Raw genomic sequence first — 23214 nt, 5'->3', positions numbered from 1 at the left:
GGAAAGGATGGGAACACTAAGATGAGTGTATTTATAGATAAGAATACTAAAGTAATGGTACAAGGTATTACAGGGTCTACTGCCCTTTTCCATACAAAACAAATGCTTGATTATGGCACACAAATCGTTGCTGGTGTAACACCAGGTAAAGGCGGACAAGTCGTTGAAGGCGTGCCAGTATACAATACAGTAGCAGAAGCTAAAGAAGAAACAGGGGCAAACGTATCAGTCGTTTATGTTCCAGCACCATTTGCTGCAGATTCTATTTTAGAAGCGGCTGATGCTGACTTAGACATGGTTATTTGTATTACTGAACATATTCCTGTTGTCGACATGATTAAAGTTAAACGTTACTTAGAAGGTAGAAAAACACGTTTAGTAGGACCAAACTGCCCAGGTGTTATCACTGCTGATGAATGTAAAATTGGTATCATGCCTGGATATATCCACAAAAAAGGACATGTAGGCGTAGTTTCACGTTCTGGTACATTAACTTATGAAGCTGTACATCAATTAACTGAAGAAGGTATTGGTCAAACTACAGCTGTAGGTATCGGTGGCGACCCAGTTAACGGTACAAACTTCATCGATGTTCTTAAAGCATTCAATGAAGATGAAGAGACTAAAGCAGTTGTAATGATTGGTGAAATCGGGGGTACAGCTGAAGAAGAAGCAGCTGAATGGATTAAAGCTAACATGAAGAAACCAGTAGTAGGTTTCATTGGTGGACAAACTGCTCCTCCAGGTAAACGTATGGGCCACGCTGGTGCGATTATTTCTGGCGGTAAAGGTACTGCAGATGAAAAAATTAAAACATTAAACGATTGTGGTGTTAAAACTGCAGATACACCTTCAGAAATTGGTACAACTTTAATTGAAGCAGCTAAAGAAGCTGGCATTTATGAAGAATTATTAACAGTAAAATAATTTGATATCATTTCAAATTTGATAGCCTAGATTCCAAATTGGTGGAGTCTAGGCTTTTTTGTGTTGAAATCAGTCTTTAAGGGAAATTTAAATCACTATAGTGACAAAAAGTAGGGAATAGTTTACATAAGGAATAGCGAGGTTTTACTCATTAAATTTTGATTTAATTTTTAAAGCGAATTGTCTTACAAATGAAAAAATTTTACGAATAATTTGTACTATAATAGTTACAAAGGAGAAAACATCATGTCAGACAACGAAATAGTTTTATTGAAACTTAGATGGGCTGGGTATTCAACACAACAGATTCATCATTTATTAAACTTGTACCCTGATTATTTAAGTTTTTCATTCAGAGATCAAGTAGATACCTTAAGAACTTGGGAAAAGCTTTACAGTAAAAAAGAACTTGTAGATCGATTTATTAAAATTAACATCAACGAAATAACAGAACAATTATCATGCCATCATGTGAGTTTTATTTCTTCATTTAATGCTTCGTATTCACCGCTTCTCAAGCAAATTTATGATTATCCATTGATTATATTTTATAAAGGAAATGTCAATTTACTCTCTTCTACCAATACTTTAGGCGTTGTAGGCTCACGTGTCGCTACTCAATATTCCTCTCATGCCATGCAATATCTCTTCTCAAACTTCACTCATATACCTCTTACTATTGTTTCAGGACTAGCTAAAGGTGCAGATAGTTTAGCACACCATTACGCATTAAAATTCAATTTACCTACTATTGCAGTTTTAGGTCATGGTCATTTAAAACACTATCCCAAAGAAACTGAAAAACTACGATATATAATTGAAGAAAAAGGATTAGTTATTAGTGAATATCCACCATTTATAAATATTGCAAGGTATCACTTTCCACAACGTAATCGTCTAATTAGTGGTTTATCAAAAGGGGTTCTAATTACTGAAGCAGGTATTAAAAGCGGTAGTCAAATTACGATAGACTGTGCGATTGAACAAAATAGAAATGTATATGTATTACCAGGCTCTATGTTTAACCCATTAACAAAAGGAAACTTGTTAAGAGCTCAAGAAGGAGCAATGATAGTTTCAGAAGCACAAGATATATTGAATGATTATTAAGTATAGTCAATTTTTAAAAAATTGCTAAAATTGTTATAAATGATAATTTATATTGCGAAATAAGTTGATATTATATGTTAATAGAAACTAATTTAAATGGTGATCAAAAACGAATTTAATTAAAGTTAAATATTGACAAAATCAAAATCGACCGTTTATCATTTATCTTTAGTAATTGAAAAAGCAAGGGGGAATTCACTTTGGCAGATAATTTAGTCATAGTTGAGTCGCCTGCAAAAGCTAAAACCATTGAAAAATATTTAGGTAAAAAATATAAAGTTATTGCTTCTATGGGACATGTTCGTGACTTACCAAGAAGTCAAATGGGTGTCGATGTAGAAGATAATTTTGAACCAAAATATATTACTATTCGCGGTAAAGGTCCCGTCGTTAAAGATTTGAAGAAATATGCTAAGAAAGCGAAAAAAGTTTTCCTAGCGAGTGACCCCGACCGTGAAGGTGAAGCGATTGCTTGGCATTTATCAAAAATTTTAGAACTTGATGATACAAAAGAAAACAGAGTAGTATTTAATGAAATTACAAAAGACGCGGTTAAAGAAAGTTTTAAGCATCCACGTGATATTCAAATGGATTTAGTAGATGCTCAACAAGCGCGTCGTATTTTAGATAGATTAGTAGGTTATAACATTTCTCCAGTATTATGGAAGAAAGTGAAAAAAGGTTTATCAGCAGGACGTGTGCAATCAGTAGCATTAAGATTAGTAATTGATAGAGAAAATGAAATTCGCAATTTCAAACCTGAAGAATATTGGACAATTGAAGGCGAATTTAGATATAAAAAATCAAAATTTAATGCGAAATTTTTACATTATAAAAACAAGCCATCTAAATTAAAGACTAAGAAAGATGTAGAAAAAATTACTGCTGAACTTAATGGTGATGAATTTGAAATTACGAATGTAAATAAAAAGGAAAAAACAAGAAACCCAGCTAATCCTTTTACAACTTCAACCCTTCAACAAGAAGCAGCGCGTAAATTAAACTTTAAAGCTCGTAAAACAATGATGCTTGCACAACAATTGTATGAAGGTATTGATTTAAAAAGACAAGGGACAGTTGGTTTAATTACTTATATGCGTACAGACTCTACACGTATTTCTCAATCAGCTAAAGACGAAGCGAAAAATTATATTGAGGATAAATACGGAAAAGAGTATGTTTCTCGTCGCACAGCTAAAGGCAAACAAGGGGACCAAGATGCCCATGAGGCAATTCGTCCTACAAGTACATTACGTACACCTGATGAAATGAAAGCGTATTTAACTCGTGATCAACATCGTTTATATAAATTAATTTGGGAACGTTTTGTAGCGAGTCAAATGGCACCAGCTATTTTAGATACTGTAGCTTTAGACGTTACTCAAAATGACATTAAGTTTAGAGCCAATGGACAAACAATTAAATTTAAAGGCTTTATGACTTTATATGTTGAAGCTAAAGACGATAAAGAAAATGAAAAAAAAGAAAACAAATTACCAAAATTAAGTGAAGGCGATAAAGTTACTGCAACACAAATTGAACCTTCACAACACTTTACTCAACCACCTCCACGTTATACAGAAGCACGTCTAGTAAAAACATTAGAAGAATTGAAAATCGGTAGACCATCAACGTATGCACCGACCATTGATACAATTCAAAAAAGAAACTATGTAAAACTTGAAAGTAAACGTTTCGTACCTACTGAATTAGGCGAAATCGTGTATGAACAAGTTAAAGATTACTTCCCTGAAATTATCGATGTAGAATTTACAGTTAATATGGAAACACTTTTAGATAAAATTGCTGAAGGAGATATTGGTTGGAGAAAAGTTATAGATAATTTCTATGGTAGTTTCAAACTAGACGTGGAACGCGCTGAAGAGGAAATGGAAAAAGTTGAAATCAAAGACGAACCAGCTGGAGAAGATTGTGAAGTCTGTGGTTCGCCAATGGTTATCAAAATGGGCCGTTATGGTAAATTCATGGCTTGTTCTAATTTCCCTGATTGTAGAAATACAAAAGCTATTGTTAAAACAATTGGTGTTACTTGTCCTAAATGTAAAGATGGCGATGTAGTAGAAAGAAAATCTAAGAAAAATAGATTATTCTATGGTTGTTCAAATTATCCAGAATGCGACTTTATTTCATGGGATAAACCAGTAGGTCGTGATTGTCCTAAATGTAATCACTATCTCATGGAACATAAGAAAGGACGTAGTTCTCAAGTTATTTGTTCAAATTGTGACTATAAAGAAGAAGTTCAGAAATAAAAATTTTGAGGAGGATCAATATGAGTCAAACCGTTAACGTAGTTGGTGCAGGTTTAGCTGGTTCAGAAGCTGCTTACCAATTAGCACAACGAGGAATTAAAGTTAACCTAATTGAAATGCGTCCAGTGAAACAAACACCAGCGCACCATACTGATAAATTTGCAGAATTAGTATGTTCTAACTCATTAAGAGGTAATGCATTAACAAACGGCGTAGGTGTATTAAAAGAAGAAATGAGACGCTTAGACTCATTAATTATTGCAGCTGCTGACAAAGCTAGAGTTCCTGCGGGAGGCGCTTTAGCTGTAGATAGACATGACTTTTCAGGTTATATCACTGATACATTAAGAAATCATCCTAATGTGACTGTATTAAATGAAGAAATTCATAGCATTCCAGAAGGCTATACAATCATTGCTACTGGACCATTAACTACTGAGAATTTAGCAAAAGAAATTGTAGACATTACTGGCAAAGACCAATTATATTTCTATGATGCTGCAGCGCCTATTATTGAAAAAGATTCAATTGATATGGACAAAGTGTATCTAAAATCACGTTATGATAAAGGTGAAGCGGCATACTTAAACTGTCCGATGACAGAAGAAGAATTTAACCGTTTTTATGATGCAGTTCTTGAAGCAGAAGTTGCGCCAACAAATGAATTTGAAAAAGAAAAATATTTCGAAGGTTGTATGCCTTTTGAAGTAATGGCTGAACGTGGTCGTAAAACATTATTATTCGGACCTATGAAACCAGTTGGTCTTGAAGATCCTAAAACAGGTAAACGCCCATATGCAGTTGTACAATTACGACAAGACGATGCAGCTGGTACACTTTACAATATTGTTGGTTTCCAAACGCATTTAAAATGGGGCGCACAAAAAGAAGTTATCCGATTAATTCCAGGCTTAGAGAATGTTGATATCGTAAGATATGGCGTTATGCATCGAAATACATTCATTAATTCACCAGATGTTTTAAATGTGAAATATGAATTAATTAATGAGAATAGAATTCAATTTGCTGGTCAAATGACTGGCGTTGAAGGTTATGTAGAAAGTGCAGCAAGTGGGCTTGTAGCTGGAATTAACTTAGCTCATAAACTTCAAAATAAAGGCGAAGTTATTTTCCCTAGAGAAACTATGATAGGTAGTATGGCATATTATATTTCTCATGCTAAAAATGAAAAGAACTTCCAACCTATGAATGCCAATTTCGGCTTGCTTCCCTCATTAGAGAAACGTATTAAGGATAAAAAAGAACGTTACGAAGCACAAGCAAACAGAGCTTTAGAATACCTTGAGAACTTCAAGAAGACACTATAAGTTTTAAATTTTATATAAATTAAAAATGAGAATTATTATTTCGATATTTTGAACAATTCTCAAAAGATTTTGAATTCTATAGCTAATTATTTTAGTCCCTTCCATGTTATATGCTACAATTGCATATGATGGAGGGGATTTTTAAGTGGAAGAAATCCAAAATATATTTTTAAATATGCTAAAAGTTGAAAGAAATTTCTCCGACCATACCTTAAAATCTTATCATGATGATTTAGAGCAATTTAACCGTTTTCTAAATCAAGAAATGTTAAAATTAAATACATTTGAATATAAAGACGCTAGAAATTATTTGAGTTTTTTATATTCTCAAAATTTAAAAAGAACGACTGTATCTAGAAAAATATCAACGCTAAGAACATTTTATGAATTTTGGATGACCCAAGATAATTCAATCGTTAATCCTTTTGTTCAATTAGTGCATCCCAAAAAAGAACAATATTTACCCCAATTCTTTTATGAAGAAGAGATGGATGCATTGTTTAAGACAGTAACTAAAGATGCTAAAAAAGGATTAAGAGATCGAGTTATTTTAGAATTATTGTATGCAACCGGCATACGTGTTTCAGAATTAGTAAATATTAAACTTACAGATATAGATATGTCATTACCAGGTGTGAAAGTACTAGGCAAAGGTAATAAAGAACGCTTTGTGCCATTTGGAGAATTTTGTCGACAAAGTATTGAACAATATTTAAATGAATTTAAACCTGTTCAACACAAATCACATCCCTATTTGATTGTGAATATGAAGGGTGATCCTATTACAGTTAGAGGAATTCGTCATGTACTCAATGATGTAGTTAAGCGTACTGCAGGTGTAACTGAGATACATCCACACAAATTAAGACATACGTTTGCTACGCATTTATTAAATCAAGGGGCTGATTTAAGAACGGTACAATCTTTGTTGGGTCATGTAAATCTTTCTACAACTGGAAAGTATACACATGTATCAAATCAACAATTACGTAAGGTATATTTAAACGCACATCCTCGAGCAAAAAAGGAGAGTAAATAAATGAGTAAGACATCATTACATGCTACAACTATTTATGCAGTTAGACATAATGGAGAAGCAGCGATGGCAGGAGACGGCCAAGTTACACTTGGTGAACAAGTCATTATGAAACAAACTGCCCGTAAAGTTAGACGCTTGTATGAAGGTAAGGTATTAGCTGGATTTGCAGGAAGTGTTGCTGATGCGTTTACTTTATTTGAAAAGTTTGAAACTAAACTACAACAATTCAGTGGTAATTTAGAGCGTGCAGCTGTTGAACTCGCTCAAGAATGGCGTGGGGATAAACAGCTACGTCAACTTGAGGCAATGCTTATTGTTATGAATAAAGATGCTATATTAGTTGTTAGTGGAACAGGAGAAGTTATTGCACCAGATGATGATTTAATCGCCATTGGTTCTGGTGGTAACTATGCATTAAGTGCTGGTAGAGCATTGAAACGTCATGCAACACATATGTCAGCAAAAGAAATGGCTTATGAAAGTTTAAAAGTAGCTTCTGATATTTGTGTGTTTACAAACGATAATATTATTGTAGAAACTTTATAATAATTTAATAGTAATTGGGAATGAATATATATGAACATACATTTAGTTGGAGGTAATAATTAATGGATGCAAACGGTATAAAACTTACACCTAAAGATATCGTATCTAAATTAGATGAATATATTGTTGGTCAAGATGATGCGAAACGTAAAGTCGCAATTGCTTTAAGAAATAGATATAGAAGAAGCCTTCTTGACGATGAAACTAAACAAGAAATCGCCCCTAAAAACATTTTAATGATTGGTCCAACGGGTGTAGGTAAAACAGAAATCGCACGTCGAATGGCTAAAATTGTAGGAGCCCCATTTATTAAAGTGGAAGCTACTAAATTTACTGAAGTAGGTTATGTAGGTCGCGATGTTGAGAGTATGGTAAGAGACTTAGTAGATGTCGCAGTAAGATTAGTGAAGGATCAGAAAAAAGCTTTAGTTAAAGATGAAGCTACTGAAAAAGCAAATGAAAAATTAGTGAAACTTTTAGTTCCTAGTATGAAGAAAAAAGCGTCACAAAATAATAATCCACTCGAGTCACTTCTAGGAGGCACACTTCCAAACTTTGGTAATAATAACGATGAGGAAGAAGAAGCACCTACTGAAGAAATTAAAACGAAACGCTCAGAAATTAGAAAACAACTGCTAGACGGTAAACTTGAAGAAGAAAAAGTTAGAATTAAAGTTGAACAAGATCCTGGCGCATTAGGCATGTTAGGAACAAACCAAAATCAGCAAATGCAAGATATGATGAATCAACTTATGCCTAAACGTAAAGTAGAACGTGTGGTTCCAGTAAAAACAGCACGTAAAATTTTAATAGATGATTTTGCTGATGAATTAATTGACCAAGAAACAGCAAATCAGGAAGCGATAGAACTAGCCGAACAAATGGGTATCATCTTTATAGATGAAATTGATAAAGTTGCGACTAATAATTCAAATAGTGGTCAAGATGTATCAAGACAAGGTGTTCAACGTGATATTCTACCAATCCTCGAAGGTAGCATGATACAAACGAAATATGGTACTGTAAATACTGAACATATGCTATTTATAGGGGCTGGCGCATTTCATGTTTCAAAACCTAGTGACTTAATTCCTGAATTGCAAGGTCGTTTCCCAATTAGAGTGGAACTCGAAAGCTTAACAGTAGATGACTTCATCAGAATTTTAACAGAACCAAAATTATCACTGATTAAACAATATGAAGCTTTACTGAAAACTGAGGATGTAACAGTGAACTTCTCTGAAGAGGCAATTACTCGCTTAGCAGAAATGGCCTATCAAGTAAACCAAGACACTGACAACATCGGTGCGCGTCGTTTACACACTATTTTAGAAAAAATGCTTGAAGACTTATCGTATGAAGCACCAAATATGCCGAATGCGGTCGTAGATATAACACCTCAATATGTTGATGACAAATTGAAATCTATTTCAACTAATAAAGATTTAAGTGCATTTATTTTATAATATAAAAAAAGGAGAAATTTTATGAGCTTATTATCTAAAACGAGAGAATTAAATACGTTATTACAAAAACATAAAGGTATAGCTGTAGACTTTAAAGATGTTGCGCAAACAATTAGTAACGTAACAGTGACAAACGTGTTTATTGTGTCACGTAGAGGAAAAATCTTAGGATCAAGTTTAAATGAACTTTTAAAAAGTGAAAGAATTAGCGATATGTTAGAAAGCAAACATATTCCAAGCGAATACACTGAATTATTAATGGATGTTAAACAAACAGAATCTAATATCAAAATTGACAATGAATTAACTGTTTTCCCACCTGAAGATAAAGAGGCTTTCATTAATAGCCGTACGACTGTTTTTCCAATTTTAGGTGGAGGAGAACGTCTAGGAACATTAGTGTTGGGACGTATAGAAGATGACTTCAATGAAAATGATTTAGTTTTAGGTGAATATGCAGCTACGGTTATCGGTATGGAAATTCTTCGTGAAAAACACAACGAAGTAGAAAAAGAAGCACGAGATAAAGCAGCTATCACAATGGCGATTAATTCTCTTTCTTATTCTGAAAAAGAAGCGATTGAACACATCTTTGAAGAATTAGGTGGTAATGAAGGATTATTAATTGCATCTAAAGTTGCCGATAGAGTAGGTATCACTCGTTCAGTAATCGTAAATGCTTTACGTAAATTAGAAAGTGCAGGCGTAATTGAATCTCGATCGTTAGGTATGAAAGGTACGTTTATTAAAGTTAAGAAAGAAAAATTCTTAGACGAATTAGAACGCAATAAATAGTTGTTAATCATTTTCCAAACTTAATTAATAGAAACGAGCTAAGTTCATCCTTTGGATAAGATGACTTGAAGGCTCGTTTTTATTTTTAAGAAAAACAAATGATATCAAATCAATCGTTGCACTAGAAAAAAAATTATGTTATTATTATTGACGGCTATAAAGCCAATACACACATAATAAATGTATATGCAAAGGGTGCAATTCCAAGAATTGTCTTTACATTAGTTTATTATGGAGGTAAATAACCAATAGGAGGAATTTAAAATGGCAGTAATTTCAATGAAACAATTACTAGAAGCCGGTGTTCACTTCGGTCACCAAACACGCCGTTGGAACCCAAAAATGAAAAAATATATCTTCACTGAAAGAAATGGTATCTATATCATTGACTTACAAAAAACAGTGAAAAAAGTTGAAGAAGCTTACAATTTCTTAAAACAAGTATCAGAAGATGGCGGTAAAGTCTTATTCGTAGGTACTAAAAAACAAGCACAAGAATCAGTTAAAGCTGAAGCTGAACGTGCTGGACAATTCTACGTTAACCAAAGATGGTTAGGCGGAATTTTAACTAACTACAAAACAATTTCTAAACGTATTAAACGTATTTCTGAAATCGAAAAAATGGAAGAAGACGGTTTATTCGAAGTATTACCTAAAAAAGAAGTTGTTGAACTTAAAAAAGAATATGACCGTTTAATCAAATTCTTAGGCGGTATTCGTGATATGAAATCTATGCCTCAAGCATTATTCGTTGTTGACCCTCGTAAAGAGCGCAACGCAATTGCTGAAGCACGTAAATTAAATATCCCAATCGTTGGTATTGTTGACACTAACTGTGATCCAGATGAAATTGATTACGTTATCCCAGCGAACGATGATGCTATCCGTGCCGTTAAATTATTAACTGGTAAAATGGCAGACGCTGTCTTAGAAGGTCAACAAGGTATTTCTAACGATGAAGTAGCTGCAGAACAAAACATCGATTTAGATGAAAAAGAACAATCTCAAGAAGCAGAATCAACTGAAGAAAATACTACTGTTGAATCAAACTAAGATATAGTTTAAATGGGTGATAAGATGTAATGCTTATCGCCCTTTTTTCAAATATAAAACGAAATCAACATCTTAAAAAAATATTCATGAAATAATAATAGAGTATTGGAAATTAGAGTACCTTTAATGGTAATATTTAATTATCATCTATTATTACAATTAGACATATTGGAGGAATAATTAATGGCAATTTCAGCAAAACTTGTAAAAGAATTACGTGAAAGAACTGGCGCTGGTATGATGGATTGTAAAAAAGCGCTAACTGAAACTGATGGTGACATCGATAAAGCGATTGATTACTTACGTGAAAAAGGTATCGCTAAAGCAGCTAAAAAAGCTGACCGTATCGCAGCAGAAGGTTTAGTACACGTTGAAGTAAAAGGTAATGAAGCTGCAATCGTTGAAATCAACTCTGAAACAGACTTCGTTGCTCGTAATGAAGGTTTCCAAGAATTAGTAAAAGAAATTGCTAACCAAGTTCTTGAAAGCAAAGCTGAAACAGTTGAAGCTTTATTAGAAACTAAATTATCAAGTGGTCAAACAGTTGATGAAAGAATGAAAGAAGCTATCTCAACTATCGGTGAAAAATTAAGTATTCGCCGTTTTGCTATCAGAACTAAATCAGACAACGATGCATTCGGTGCATACTTACACATGGGTGGACGTATTGGTGTGTTAACTGTTGTTGAAGGTACAACTGATGAAGAAGCAGCTAAAGACGTTGCAATGCACATCGCAGCAATCAACCCTAAATATGTTTCATCTGATCAAGTAAGTGAAGAAGAAATCAGCCACGAAAAAGAAGTATTAAAACAACAAGCATTAAATGAAGGTAAACCTGAAAATATCGTTGAAAAAATGGTTGAAGGACGTTTACGTAAATATCTTCAAGAAATTTGTGCAGTTGATCAAAACTTCGTTAAAGATCCAGACCAAACAGTTGAAGCCTTCTTAAAATCTAAAGGTGGTAAACTTGTTGACTTCGTACGTTATGAAGTAGGCGAAGGTATGGAAAAACGTGAAGAAAACTTTGCTGACGAAGTTAAAGGACAAATGAAATAATCTTTCAACATTACTAAACAAGAAAGAAGGCACCTTTGAGTTTTTCTATTAGATAAAGTACCTACTTTATCTTAGAAGACGCGTTCGTGTCTTCTTTACTTGTATATATTACATATTTTTACAATAGAGAGGAAAAAACAATGGCGCAAACTTCTAAATATAAACGTGTAGTCTTAAAACTTAGCGGTGAGGCACTTGCAGGAGATAAAGGCTTTGGAATTAATCCAATGATTATTAAAAGCGTAGCTGAACAAGTAGCTGAAGTAGCTAAAATGGATTGTGAAATTGCTGTAATTGTTGGCGGTGGCAATATCTGGAGAGGTAAAACTGGTAGCGATTTAGGTATGGACCGTGGTACAGCGGATTATATGGGTATGTTAGCAACTGTAATGAATGCACTTGCTTTACAAGATAGCCTTGAACAATTAGACTGTGACACTCGTGTATTAACTTCAATTGAAATGAAACAAGTTGCAGAACCTTACATCCGACGTCGTGCAATTAGACACTTAGAGAAAAAACGTGTGGTTATTTTTGCGGCTGGTATTGGTAACCCATACTTCTCTACAGATACTACTGCAGCATTACGTGCAGCAGAGGTTGAAGCTGATGTTATTTTAATGGGTAAAAATAATGTAGATGGCGTATATTCAGCTGATCCTAAAGTTGATAAAAATGCAGTGAAATATGATCATTTAACTCATATCCAAATGTTACAAGAAGGATTACAAGTTATGGATTCAACTGCTTCTTCATTCTGTATGGACAATAATATTCCACTAAATGTCTTCTCAATCATGGAAGAAGGAAATATTAAACGTGCAGTAATGGGAGAAAAAATCGGTACTTTAATTACTAAATAATTTGAGGTGTAAAACATGAGTGATATTATCCAAGATACTAAAGCTAGAATGAACAAATCTATCGAAAACTTATCACGCGAATTAGCGAACATCAGTGCAGGTAGAGCTAACTCTAATTTATTAAATGGCGTAACTGTTGATTATTATGGTGCACCAACACCTGTACAACAATTAGCTAGCATTAATGTGCCTGAAGCACGTTTGTTAGTTATCTCTCCATATGATAAAACATCTGTTGCTGATATCGAAAAAGCAATTATTGCTGCTAACTTAGGTGTTAATCCAACAAGTGACGGTGAAGTAATTCGTATTACTGTGCCTGCATTAACAGAAGAGCGTCGTAAAGAATTAGTTAAAAACGTGAAGAAAATTGGTGAAGACGCTAAAGTTTCAATCCGTAACATTCGCCGTGACATTAACGATCAATTGAAAAAAGATGAAAAAAATGGCGATATTACTGAAGATGACTTAAGAAGCCAAACTGAAGATGTTCAAAAAGCGACTGATAATTCTATTAAAGAAATTGATCAATTAGTAGAAGATAAAGAAAAAGATATCATGTCTGTATAATTTAGAATATTAATAACGTTTAATTATTCATATAAATTGTGAATTTACCGTATTATTAATTATGATAGTACAATAATCATTTTAGTCTAAACTGTGCCAATTCAGACTTTGGTACAGTTTTTTAATTTGCTTATTCAATGCCATTATCGAGTATGATAAAATGATAGATGATTTCTTAAATAACTCATATAATATAACAGAGATGATCAGGCTCGGAGGAAAGACCATGTTTAAAAAGCTAATACAAAGAAATAAGACTAAAATCACTCATAACGATGATTTAGATTTACATAATTTACCTGAACATGTAGCGATTATCATGGACGGAAATGGACGTTGGGCTAAAAAGCGTAAAATGCCTAGAATTAAAGGTCATTATGAAGGTATGCAAACGATAAAAAAAGTAACGCGTGAAGCAAGCAACTTAGGTATTAAATACTTAACTTTATACGCTTTTTCAACGGAAAATTGGTCTAGACCTGAAAATGAAGTTAATTATATCATGAATTTACCTGTTAATTTTTTAAAAACTTTTCTACCAGAACTAATAGAAAAAAATGTACAAATTGAAACAATTGGTTTTTTAGAGGCAGTGCCTCAATCAACCATTGATGCTATTGAATATGCAAAAGAGAAAACAAAAGATAATACAGGTTTGAAATTAATATTTGCCATTAATTATGGTGGACGAGCTGAAATTGTTCAAAGTATGAAATCAATTTATGATGAGCTTCAAAATAATGGTCAGGATAGTAATGACATCGACGAAACAATGATATCGAAACATTTAATGACGCATCCCTACCCAGATCCTGAATTATTAATTCGCACTTCTGGTGAACAACGCATTAGTAATTTTTTAATTTGGCAATCTTCTTATAGTGAATTTATATTTAATGAGAAGTTATGGCCAGATTTTGATGCTGAGGAATTTAAAAAATGTTTAAAAATATACCAATCTCGTCAAAGACGATTTGGAGGATTAAGTAAGGAGTAGCGTATGAAAGTTAGAACTTTAACCGCAATTATTGCTTTAATTGTATTTCTACCTATTTTATTAAAAGGTGGAACTATTTTAATGTTATTTGCGTACTTGTTGGCTTTAATTGCATTAAAAGAACTATTGAATATGAACATGATAAAATTGCTTTCTATTCCAGGTATTTTTAGTGCGTTAGCATTAATTATTATCATGTTGCCACAAGATGCTGGCCAATGGGTCAATGATGTGCAATTAAAAAGTTTAATCGCAATGAGCTTTATATTATTAAGTTATACTGTACTGTCTAAGAATAGATTTAGTTTTATGGATGCAGCTTTTTGCTTAATGTCAGTTGCGTATGTAGGCATTGGCTTTATGTACTTTTATGCTACACGTGAAGATGGCTTGCATTATATACTTTATGCATTTTTAGTTGTATGGTTAACTGATACAGGCGCATATATATTTGGCCGTTTAATGGGGAAACATAAATTATGGCCTGTCATCAGCCCTAATAAAACCATTGAAGGTTTTATTGGTGGGTTGATTTGTAGCTTAATTGTGCCATTAGTTATGCTATTTTTCGTTGATTTTCATTTAAACATTTGGTTATTATTACTAGTAACAATAATTTTAAGTATGTTTGGTCAACTTGGAGATTTAGTGGAATCAGGATTTAAACGTCATTTCGGTGTGAAAGATTCAGGCAGAATTTTACCCGGACATGGTGGTATACTAGATCGCTTTGATAGCTTTATGTTTGTGTTACCTTTACTCAACATTTTATTAATACAAATATAGCAAGAACTTAACACAATTTTTAATTTTTAAAAATGAATAATGGTATAATTGAGGAGTTATTGAATTTACTGTTGATTTGAAGCATTCAATCACGTAATTCTTAACTCCTTTTCTCAAAGATAATAATATTACTTGAAAAAAATTACAAAATCATACATAATCTACAACATTCTAAAGAATCTACGTAGACAAATTTAATTAGTTGAGGTGTAGCGAGTGAGTTATTTAGTCACTATTGTCTCATTTATTATCGTATTTGGTGTACTAGTAACGGTACATGAATATGGTCATATGTTCTTTGCTAAACGTGCAGGAATTATGTGCCCAGAATTTGCGATTGGTATGGGACCGAAAATTTTTAGTTTCCGCAAAGATGAAACCCTTTATACAATCCGTTTATTACCTGTGGGAGGCTATGTAAGAATGGCTGGGGATGGTCTTGAAGAACCACCCGTTGAACCAGGTATGAATGTAAAAATAAAATTAAATGATCAAGATGAAATTACACATATTATTTTAGATGATCAACATAAATTTCAAAAAATTGAAGCTATTGAAGTAAAGCAATGTGATTTTAAAGATGACTTATTTATTGAAGGTATTACGTCTTATGATAATGAAAGACATCACTTTAATATCGCTAAAAAAGCTTATTTTGTTGAAAATGGTAGTTTAATTCAAATTGCGCCGAGAGATCGTCAATTTACTCATAAAAAACCATTACCCAAATTTTTAACATTATTTGCAGGACCATTATTTAACTTTCTTCTTGCTATCGTGTTATTTATCGGCTTAGCTTATTATCAAGGAACACCTACAACAACGGTTAAGCAGTTGGCGGATAACTATCCAGCACAACAAGCTGGTTTAAAAACAGGCGATAAGATTATACAATTAGGTAGTCATAAGGTAGATAATTTTGAAGATATTCAAAAAGCTGCCGACCAAATTAAAGACCATAAGACAACGCTAAAAGTTGAACGTGATGGTAAGGTTAAATCGTTAGATATTACACCTAAAAAACAAGTCATTAAGCAAACAAAAATGAATTCAGTTACAAAATATGTATTAGGATTCCAACCTAAAAATGAACATTCATTGTTAAAACCTATTCCAGCTGGTATTGAAGATTTTGTTAATGCAAGTACAGTCATTTTCAAAGCAGTAGGTACGATGATAGCAAGTATCTTCACTGGTGGTTTCACATTTGACATGTTAAATGGACCAGTTGGCATATATCATAATGTCGATTCAGTGGTTAAACAAGGTGTCATCGCGCTTACATTCTATACTGCATTATTAAGTGTAAACTTAGGTATAATGAACTTATTACCAATTCCAGCACTTGATGGCGGTAGAATTCTATTTGTTATCTATGAAGCAATTTTCAGAAGACCAGTGAATAAAAAAGCAGAAACAGCTATCATAGCTGTTGGGGCAATATTTGTAGTAATTATCATGGTACTGGTTACTTGGAACGATATACAACGCTATTTCTTATAATATAGGAGGAGAATGATATGAAACAATCAAAAATATTCATACCAACGATGCGAGAAGTTCCTGCAGAAGCAGAAGCTTTAAGTCATCAATTATTATTAAAAGCAGGATTAATCAAACAAAGTACAAGTGGTATATATAGCTATTTACCACTAGCAACTCGCGTATTAAATAATATTTCTAAAATTATTCGTGAAGAAATGGAAAGTATAGACGCAGTTGAAATCTTAATGCCTGCGCTTCAACAAGCTGAGTTATGGGAAGAATCAGGACGTTGGGGAGCATATGGTCCTGAATTAATGCGTTTAAAAGATCGAAATGGTAGAGAATTTGCTTTAGGACCAACACATGAAGAGGTAGTCACTTCAATCGTACGTGATGAACTTAAATCTTATAAACGTTTACCAATTACTTTATTCCAAATTCAATCGAAATTCCGTGACGAGAAACGTCCACGCTTTGGATTATTACGTGGTAGAGAATTCATTATGAAAGATGCTTATTCTTTCCATGCAGATGAAGAATCATTAGATCAAACTTATCAAGATATGTATAACGCTTATAGCCGTATATTTAAAAGTGCAGGAATCAATGCACGTCCAGTTGTAGCAGATTCAGGTGCTATCGGTGGTAACCACACTCATGAATTTATGGCGTTAAGTAAAATTGGTGAAGACACAATCGTTTATAGTGAAAATAGTGATTATGCAGCAAATATCGAAAAAGCAGAAGTTGTTTATCATCCTAATGAAAAACATACAGACGTGGCTGAATTAAGTAAAATTGAAACACCAAACGTTAAAACTGCCCAAGAATTAGCTGACTTCTTAAATCGTCCAGTAGACGAAATTGTTAAAACAATGATCTTCAAAGTAGATGGCGAATTTATTATGTTCCTAGTAAGAGGTCATCATGAATTAAACGATGTGAAAGTGAAATCATTCTTTGGTACGGATAATGTGGAAATGGCGTCTCAAGATGAAATCGTTAACTTATTAGGCGCTAACCCAGGTTCATTAGGCCCTATTCATGATAGAGAAATCAAAATCTATGCTGATAATTATGTGAAAGATTTAAACAACATTGTGGTAGGTGCAAATGAAGATGGATACCACTATGTAAATGCGAATGTTGATCGTGATTTCAAAGTAGATGAATATGGAGACTTCCGTTTCATTTTAGAAGGTGAACAACTAAGCGATGGTTCGGGTGAAGCTAAATTCGCTGAAGGTATTGAAGTAGGACAAGTATTTAAACTTGGTACTAAATATTCAGAAGCGATGAATGCAACATTCTTAGATAATCAAGGTAAAGCACAACCATTAATCATGGGTTGCTATGGTATCGGTGTTTCTAGAACACTAAGTGCGATTGTAGAACAAAATAATGATGAAAATGGTATTATTTGGCCTAAATCAGTGACACCATTTGATTTACATTTAATTACAATTAACCCTAAAAAAGAAGAACAACTTGAATTAGCTAACCAATTATATACACAGTTTCAAGGTAAATATGATGTACTATACGATGACCGTCAAGAACGTGCAGGTGTTAAATTCAACGATGCTGATTTAATCGGTTTACCTATTCGTGTAGTGGTAGGTAAAAATGCTTCTGAAGGAATCGTTGAAGTAAAAGTACGTCATACTGGCGAAAGCGAAGATGTGCATATTGATGATTTAGAAGCACACGTAGCTAAAATTTATGAAAACTTATAAGATTATTTAAAAGTATCATTAAAAGCGGTAAAAATGTTTGTGGCATTTTTACCGTTTTAATTATGTATATAGAATTAATTTTCAAAAAATAAAGAAATAATCTGGACGAATGAAAAATGATAATTGAAGTAGTATAATAGATATCAAGTTTGTAAATATAAGGTAGTTAGGAACACTATAAACAGTGATGAATTTAAGTAAGAAATAAGGTGGTTATCTGTCGTGGCAATGACGAATCAAGAAAAATTTAGAGTGCTTGCTGACCAAATCAAAATTTCAAATCAACTTGATCAAGAAATTCTTGAAAATGGGGAATTAACGCGCGTTGATGTATCAAATAAAAATAGAACATGGGAATTTCAAATTACATTGCCATACTTTCTTTCACATGAAGATTATTTAATCTTTACCAATGCAATCACCGAAGAATTTAAAGAAATCGCTAAAGTAGATTGGCATTTCACGATACAAAATACGAGTAATCAAGATGAACATGCGATCAAATACTTTGGTCACTGTATCGAACATACTGCTTTGTCTCCTAAAGTAAAAGGGCAATTAAAGCAGAAACGCTTAATTATGTCTGGTAATGTTTTAAAAATTATGACTTCAAACGATATCGAAAGAAATCATTTTGACAAAGTATGTAATGGCAGTTTGGTTAAAGCTTTTCAAAAATGTGGATTTGATATAGATAAAGTTGTTTTTGAAACGGATGAGTCAAATACAGATGAAGATTTAGCTTCATTAGAGGCGCATATTCAAGAAGAAGACGAAAAAAGCGCAAGAGAAGCAACCGAAAAAATGGAAAAAATTAAAGCTGAAAAAGCGAAGCAACAAGATAATAACGAAAGTAGCGTCGATAAATGTCAAATTGGTAAACCAATTCAAGTTGAGAATATTAAACCAATCGAATCGATTGTTGAAGAAGAATTTAAAGTAGCTATTGAAGGGGTTATCTTTGATATTAATCTGAAAGAACTAAAAAGTGGTCGTCACATCGTAGAATTGAAAGTGACAGACTACACAGATTCACTAGTATTAAAAATGTTTACTAGAAAAAATAAAGATGATTTAGATCACTTTAAAGCATTAAGTGTAGGTAAATGGGTGCGTGCACAAGGACGTATTGAAGAAGATACATTTGTACGTGACTTAGTGATGATGATGTCTGATATTGAAGAAATTAAAAAGACACCTAAACAAGATAAAGCCGATGAGAAACGTGTTGAATTCCATTTACACACATCTATGAGCCAAATGGACGGGATACCTAACATTAGTTCTTATGTCGCACAGGCAGCAAATTGGGGTCATAAAGCTATTGCCGTGACCGATCATAATGTAGTTCAAGCATTCCCAGAAGCACATAGTGCTGCTGAGAAAAATGGCATTAAAATGATTTATGGCATGGAAGGCATGCTTGTAGATGATGGTGTACCAATTGCTTATAAACCAACAGATAGAGATTTAAAAGAAGCAACTTATGTGGTCTTTGACGTTGAGACAACAGGTTTATCTAACCAATATGACCAAATTATTGAACTTGCGGCTGTTAAAGTGAAAGACGGAGAAATCATTGATAAATTTGAACGTTTTAGTAATCCCCATGAGAAGTTATCTGAAACGATTATTAACTTAACGCATATCACAGATGATATGTTAACAGATGCTCCAGAAATTGAAGAAGTGCTGACAGAATTTAAAGAATGGGTTGGCGACGCTATATTTGTAGCGCATAATGCTTCATTCGATATGGGCTTTATTGATACTGGATATGAAAGACTTGGTTTCGGTCCTTCTACAAATGGTGTTATTGATACCCTTGAATTATCTCGTACAATTAATACTGAATATGGTAAACATGGTTTGAACTTCTTAGCTAAAAAATATGGCGTAGAACTTACACAACACCACAGAGCCATTTATGATACTGAGGCAACGGCCTACATTTTCATAAAAATGGTGCAACAAATGAAAGAGTTGGGCGTTACAAACCATAAAGATATCAATAAAAAATTAACTAATGAAGATGCATATAAACGTGCGCGTCCTACACATGTTACTCTAATTGTGCAAACGCAAGAAGGGCTCAAAAATCTCTTCAAGATTGTAAGTGCATCGTTAGTTAAATATTATTACCGCACACCAAGAATTCCGCGTTCATTATTAAATGAATATCGTGAAGGCATCTTAGTGGGTACGGCTTGTGATGAGGGTGAACTGTTCACAGCAGTAATGCAACGAGATCAAGCAGAAGTTGAAAAAATCGCGAAGTACTATGATTTCATCGAAGTACAACCACCAAAACTTTATCAAGATTTAATTGATCGTGAGTTAATTAGAGATACTGAAACGTTATATGAAATTTATGACCGTATTTTAAAAGCTGGTGAGAGCACTGGTATTCCTGTGCTAGCAACTGGTAATGCGCATTATTTATACGAACATGATGCTATTGCACGTAAAATTTTGATTGCTTCTCAACCGGGTAATCCATTAAATCGTTCAACGTTACCAGAGGCTCATTTTAGAACGACAGATGAAATGTTAGATGAATTTCATTTCTTAGGAGAAGAAAAAGCCTATGAAATTGTTGTTAAAAACACGAATGAATTAGCAGACCGTATAGATAAAGTCATTCCGATTAAAGATAAACTGTTCACGCCACGTATGGAAGGCGCTAACGAAGAAATACGAGAATTAAGTTATGCCAATGCAAGAAAAATTTATGGGGAAGATTTACCACAAATTGTTATTGATCGATTAGAAAAAGAATTAGCAAGTATTATCGGGAATGGTTTCTCTGTAATCTATCTAATTTCTCAACGTTTAGTTAAAAAATCATTAGACGATGGCTATCTTGTAGGGTCTCGTGGTTCTGTAGGTTCAAGTTTCGTAGCGACAATGACTGAAATTACAGAAGTTAATCCATTGCCACCACATTACATTTGTCCGAACTGTAAGACAAGTGAGTTCTTCGATGATGGGTCAGTAGGTTCTGGTTTCGACTTACCTGATAAGAAATGTGATACATGTGGTGCGGATTTAATTAAAGAAGGACAAGATATTCCGTTCGAAACGTTCTTAGGATTCAAAGGGGATAAAGTACCCGATATTGACTTAAACTTTAGTGGTGAATATCAACCTAACGCGCATAACTATACGAAAGTATTATTCGGTGAAGATAAAGTATTCCGTGCTGGAACAATTGGTACGGTTGCTGAAAAGACTGCCTTTGGTTATGTAAAAGGTTATTTAAATGATCAAGGTATTCATAAACGTGGCGCTGAAGTGGATCGTCTAGTTAAAGGATGTACCGGTGTTAAACGTACGACTGGTCAGCACCCTGGCGGTATTATCGTAGTACCTGATTATATGGATATTTATGATTTTACGCCTATTCAATTCCCAGCAGATGATCAAAGTGCTGCATGGATGACAACGCACTTTGATTTCCATTCTATTCATGACAATGTATTAAAGCTTGATATACTTGGACACGATGATCCAACTATGATTCGTATGCTACAAGATTTATCAGGTATAGATCCTAAAACGATACCAGTCGATGATAAAGAAACAATGCAAATTTTTAGTAGTCCTCAATCTCTGGGAGTGACTGAAGAAGAAATATTATGTAAAACAGGAACATTTGGCGTGCCTGAATTTGGTACAGGATTTGTTCGCCAAATGTTAGAAGATACAAAACCTACAACATTCTCAGAGCTTGTACAAATTTCAGGATTATCTCATGGTACAGACGTATGGTTAGGTAACGCACAAGAACTGATTCGTTCTGGCATATGTGACTTATCAAGTGTAATTGGTTGTCGTGACGACATTATGGTTTATTTAATGTATGCAGGTCTAGAACCATCTATGGCCTTTAAAACAATGGAGTCAGTACGTAAAGGTAAAGGGTTAACGGATGAAATGATTGAAGCTATGAAAGAAAACGATGTGCCAGATTGGTATTTAGACTCATGTCTTAAAATTAAGTACATGTTCCCTAAAGCCCACGCTGCAGCATACGTCCTAATGGCTGTACGTATTGCATATTTCAAAGTTCATCATCCTTTATATTACTATGCTGCTTATTTCACCATTCGTGCATCAGACTTTGATTTAATCACTATGATTAAAGATAAAGAAAGCATAAAAAATACAGTTAAAGACATGTATTCTCGTTATATGGATTTAGGTAAGAAAGAGAAAGACGTGTTAACTGTTTTAGAAATTATGAATGAAATGGCACATAGAGGTTTCCGTATGCAACCTATTAGTCTAGAGAAAAGTCAGGCATTTGATTTTATTATTGAAGGTGACTCATTAATTCCACCGTTTATCGCTGTTCCTGGATTAGGAGAGAACGTAGCGAAACGTATTGTAGAAGCGCGTGAAGATGGTCCTTTCTTATCTAAAGAAGATTTAAATAAAAAAGCAGGTTTATCACAAAAAATCATTGAGTATTTAGATGATTTAGGTTCTTTACCAGACTTACCAGACAAAGCACAGTTATCTATCTTTGATATGTAAAATCAGTTAGTCGAGTGATAGTTCAAGTTATACTGTTAAAACATCAAGGCTCAATTTGTTTAATAAATGAACTTGTGATATAATTGCACTGTGTAAAAATTAGACTCAGGCAGAAAGAGTGGGCATATACCCGCTCTTTTCTATTTGCCAAAAAAGGAGGCCTGTATGAGTAAAATAACTGAAGAAGTAGAAACTATCATTTCTCCTGTTTTAGACGAATTAAATTTTGAATTAGTAGATATCGAGTATGCTAAAGAAGGAAAAGATCATTTCTTAAGAATTTCTATCGATAAAGAAGGTGGCGTCGATTTAAATGATTGTACGCTTGCTTCTGAAAAGATAAGCGAAGTCATGGATGAGAAAGATCCAATATCTGAAATGTATTATTTAGATGTCGCTTCACCAGGTGCTGAGCGCCCTATAAAAAAAGAACAAGATTATCAAAACGCAATTGATAAACCGGTATTTGTGTCATTATATGCTCCAATTGAAGGGGATAAAGAGTGGTTAGGTATCTTAAAAGAAGTAACTGATGATGCAATTACGATGGAAGTTAAAGAAAAAGCTAGAACTAAAAATATCGAAATCCCAAGAAATAAAATTGCAAAAGCACGTCACGCAGTAATGATTTAACGTGAT

The 23214-nt window shown here is 33.6% G+C and carries 18 protein-coding genes; all 18 read left to right on the top strand.

Translation table 11 applies throughout. The features are described 5' to 3' along the window. Positions 1-21 precede the first annotated feature (21 nt). The 18 genes from sucD (at position 22) to rimP (ending at position 23208) form a co-directional block, all read left to right on the top strand. Positions 22-927 (top strand): succinate--CoA ligase subunit alpha, encoded by a 906-nt coding sequence (gene sucD / locus MT340_RS08020; RefSeq protein WP_243589501.1) that lies wholly within the window; start codon positions 22-24, stop codon positions 925-927. A 246-nt stretch (positions 928-1173) separates the two neighbouring features. Then, complete coding sequence (gene dprA, locus MT340_RS08015; RefSeq protein ID WP_243589500.1) at positions 1174-2037, top strand: DNA-processing protein DprA; 864 nt, start codon at positions 1174-1176, stop codon at positions 2035-2037. Between the two features lie 200 nt (positions 2038-2237). Next, the gene (topA, locus tag MT340_RS08010) at positions 2238-4310 is read left to right on the top strand and encodes a type I DNA topoisomerase (RefSeq protein WP_243603739.1); all 2073 of its coding nucleotides are present in this window, start codon (positions 2238-2240) and stop codon (positions 4308-4310) included. Between the two features lie 20 nt (positions 4311-4330). Continuing rightward, positions 4331-5638 (top strand): FADH(2)-oxidizing methylenetetrahydrofolate--tRNA-(uracil(54)-C(5))-methyltransferase TrmFO, encoded by a 1308-nt coding sequence (gene trmFO, locus MT340_RS08005; protein ID WP_243603738.1) that lies wholly within the window; start codon positions 4331-4333, stop codon positions 5636-5638. Positions 5639-5813: 175 nt separating this feature from the next. Continuing rightward, positions 5814-6677 carry a tyrosine recombinase XerC gene (xerC, locus tag MT340_RS08000; RefSeq protein ID WP_279390711.1) on the top strand — a complete coding sequence of 288 codons (864 nt, stop codon included), beginning with the start codon at positions 5814-5816 and terminating at the stop codon, positions 6675-6677. Continuing rightward, on the top strand, positions 6678-7223 hold the full coding sequence (gene hslV / locus MT340_RS07995; protein WP_243589496.1) for an ATP-dependent protease subunit HslV: 546 nt from the start codon (positions 6678-6680) through the stop codon (positions 7221-7223). Between the two features lie 62 nt (positions 7224-7285). Beyond that, positions 7286-8689: an ATP-dependent protease ATPase subunit HslU gene (hslU, locus tag MT340_RS07990; RefSeq protein WP_243589495.1), complete on the top strand. Its 1404-nt coding sequence runs from the start codon at positions 7286-7288 to the stop codon at positions 8687-8689. A gap of 21 nt (positions 8690-8710) precedes the next feature. Continuing rightward, positions 8711-9484, top strand: coding sequence for a GTP-sensing pleiotropic transcriptional regulator CodY (codY, locus tag MT340_RS07985; protein ID WP_243589494.1), 774 nt, complete (start codon positions 8711-8713; stop codon positions 9482-9484). 264 nt (positions 9485-9748) lie between these two features. Next, positions 9749-10537 (top strand): 30S ribosomal protein S2, encoded by a 789-nt coding sequence (rpsB, locus tag MT340_RS07980; protein WP_103296943.1) that lies wholly within the window; start codon positions 9749-9751, stop codon positions 10535-10537. Positions 10538-10720: 183 nt separating this feature from the next. Continuing rightward, on the top strand, positions 10721-11599 hold the full coding sequence (gene tsf / locus MT340_RS07975) for a translation elongation factor Ts (RefSeq protein WP_243589493.1): 879 nt from the start codon (positions 10721-10723) through the stop codon (positions 11597-11599). Between the two features lie 140 nt (positions 11600-11739). Further along, positions 11740-12462: a UMP kinase gene (pyrH, locus tag MT340_RS07970; RefSeq protein ID WP_103296946.1), complete on the top strand. Its 723-nt coding sequence runs from the start codon at positions 11740-11742 to the stop codon at positions 12460-12462. Positions 12463-12477: 15 nt separating this feature from the next. Then, positions 12478-13032 (top strand): ribosome recycling factor, encoded by a 555-nt coding sequence (gene frr / locus MT340_RS07965; RefSeq protein ID WP_243589492.1) that lies wholly within the window; start codon positions 12478-12480, stop codon positions 13030-13032. A 226-nt stretch (positions 13033-13258) separates the two neighbouring features. Beyond that, on the top strand, positions 13259-14029 hold the full coding sequence (locus MT340_RS07960; RefSeq protein WP_126566632.1) for an undecaprenyl pyrophosphate synthase: 771 nt from the start codon (positions 13259-13261) through the stop codon (positions 14027-14029). 3 nt (positions 14030-14032) lie between these two features. After that, positions 14033-14815: a phosphatidate cytidylyltransferase gene (locus tag MT340_RS07955; RefSeq protein WP_243589491.1), complete on the top strand. Its 783-nt coding sequence runs from the start codon at positions 14033-14035 to the stop codon at positions 14813-14815. Between the two features lie 216 nt (positions 14816-15031). Continuing rightward, positions 15032-16318, top strand: a complete 1287-nt coding sequence (rseP, locus tag MT340_RS07950) for an RIP metalloprotease RseP (RefSeq protein ID WP_243589490.1) — start codon at positions 15032-15034, stop codon at positions 16316-16318. 17 nt (positions 16319-16335) lie between these two features. After that, positions 16336-18036: a proline--tRNA ligase gene (locus MT340_RS07945; protein ID WP_243589489.1), complete on the top strand. Its 1701-nt coding sequence runs from the start codon at positions 16336-16338 to the stop codon at positions 18034-18036. Between the two features lie 228 nt (positions 18037-18264). Then, positions 18265-22575, top strand: a complete 4311-nt coding sequence (locus tag MT340_RS07940; RefSeq protein WP_243603938.1) for a PolC-type DNA polymerase III — start codon at positions 18265-18267, stop codon at positions 22573-22575. Positions 22576-22740: 165 nt separating this feature from the next. Then, the gene (gene rimP / locus MT340_RS07935) at positions 22741-23208 is read left to right on the top strand and encodes a ribosome maturation factor RimP (protein ID WP_243589488.1); all 468 of its coding nucleotides are present in this window, start codon (positions 22741-22743) and stop codon (positions 23206-23208) included. The last annotated feature ends 6 nt before the right edge of the window (positions 23209-23214 follow it).

This window comes from Staphylococcus sp. NRL 16/872, from assembly GCF_022815905.2.
In the GTDB taxonomy this organism is placed as follows: Bacteria; Bacillota; Bacilli; order Staphylococcales; family Staphylococcaceae; genus Staphylococcus.
This window is presented reverse-complemented; position numbering and strand designations above follow the sequence as displayed.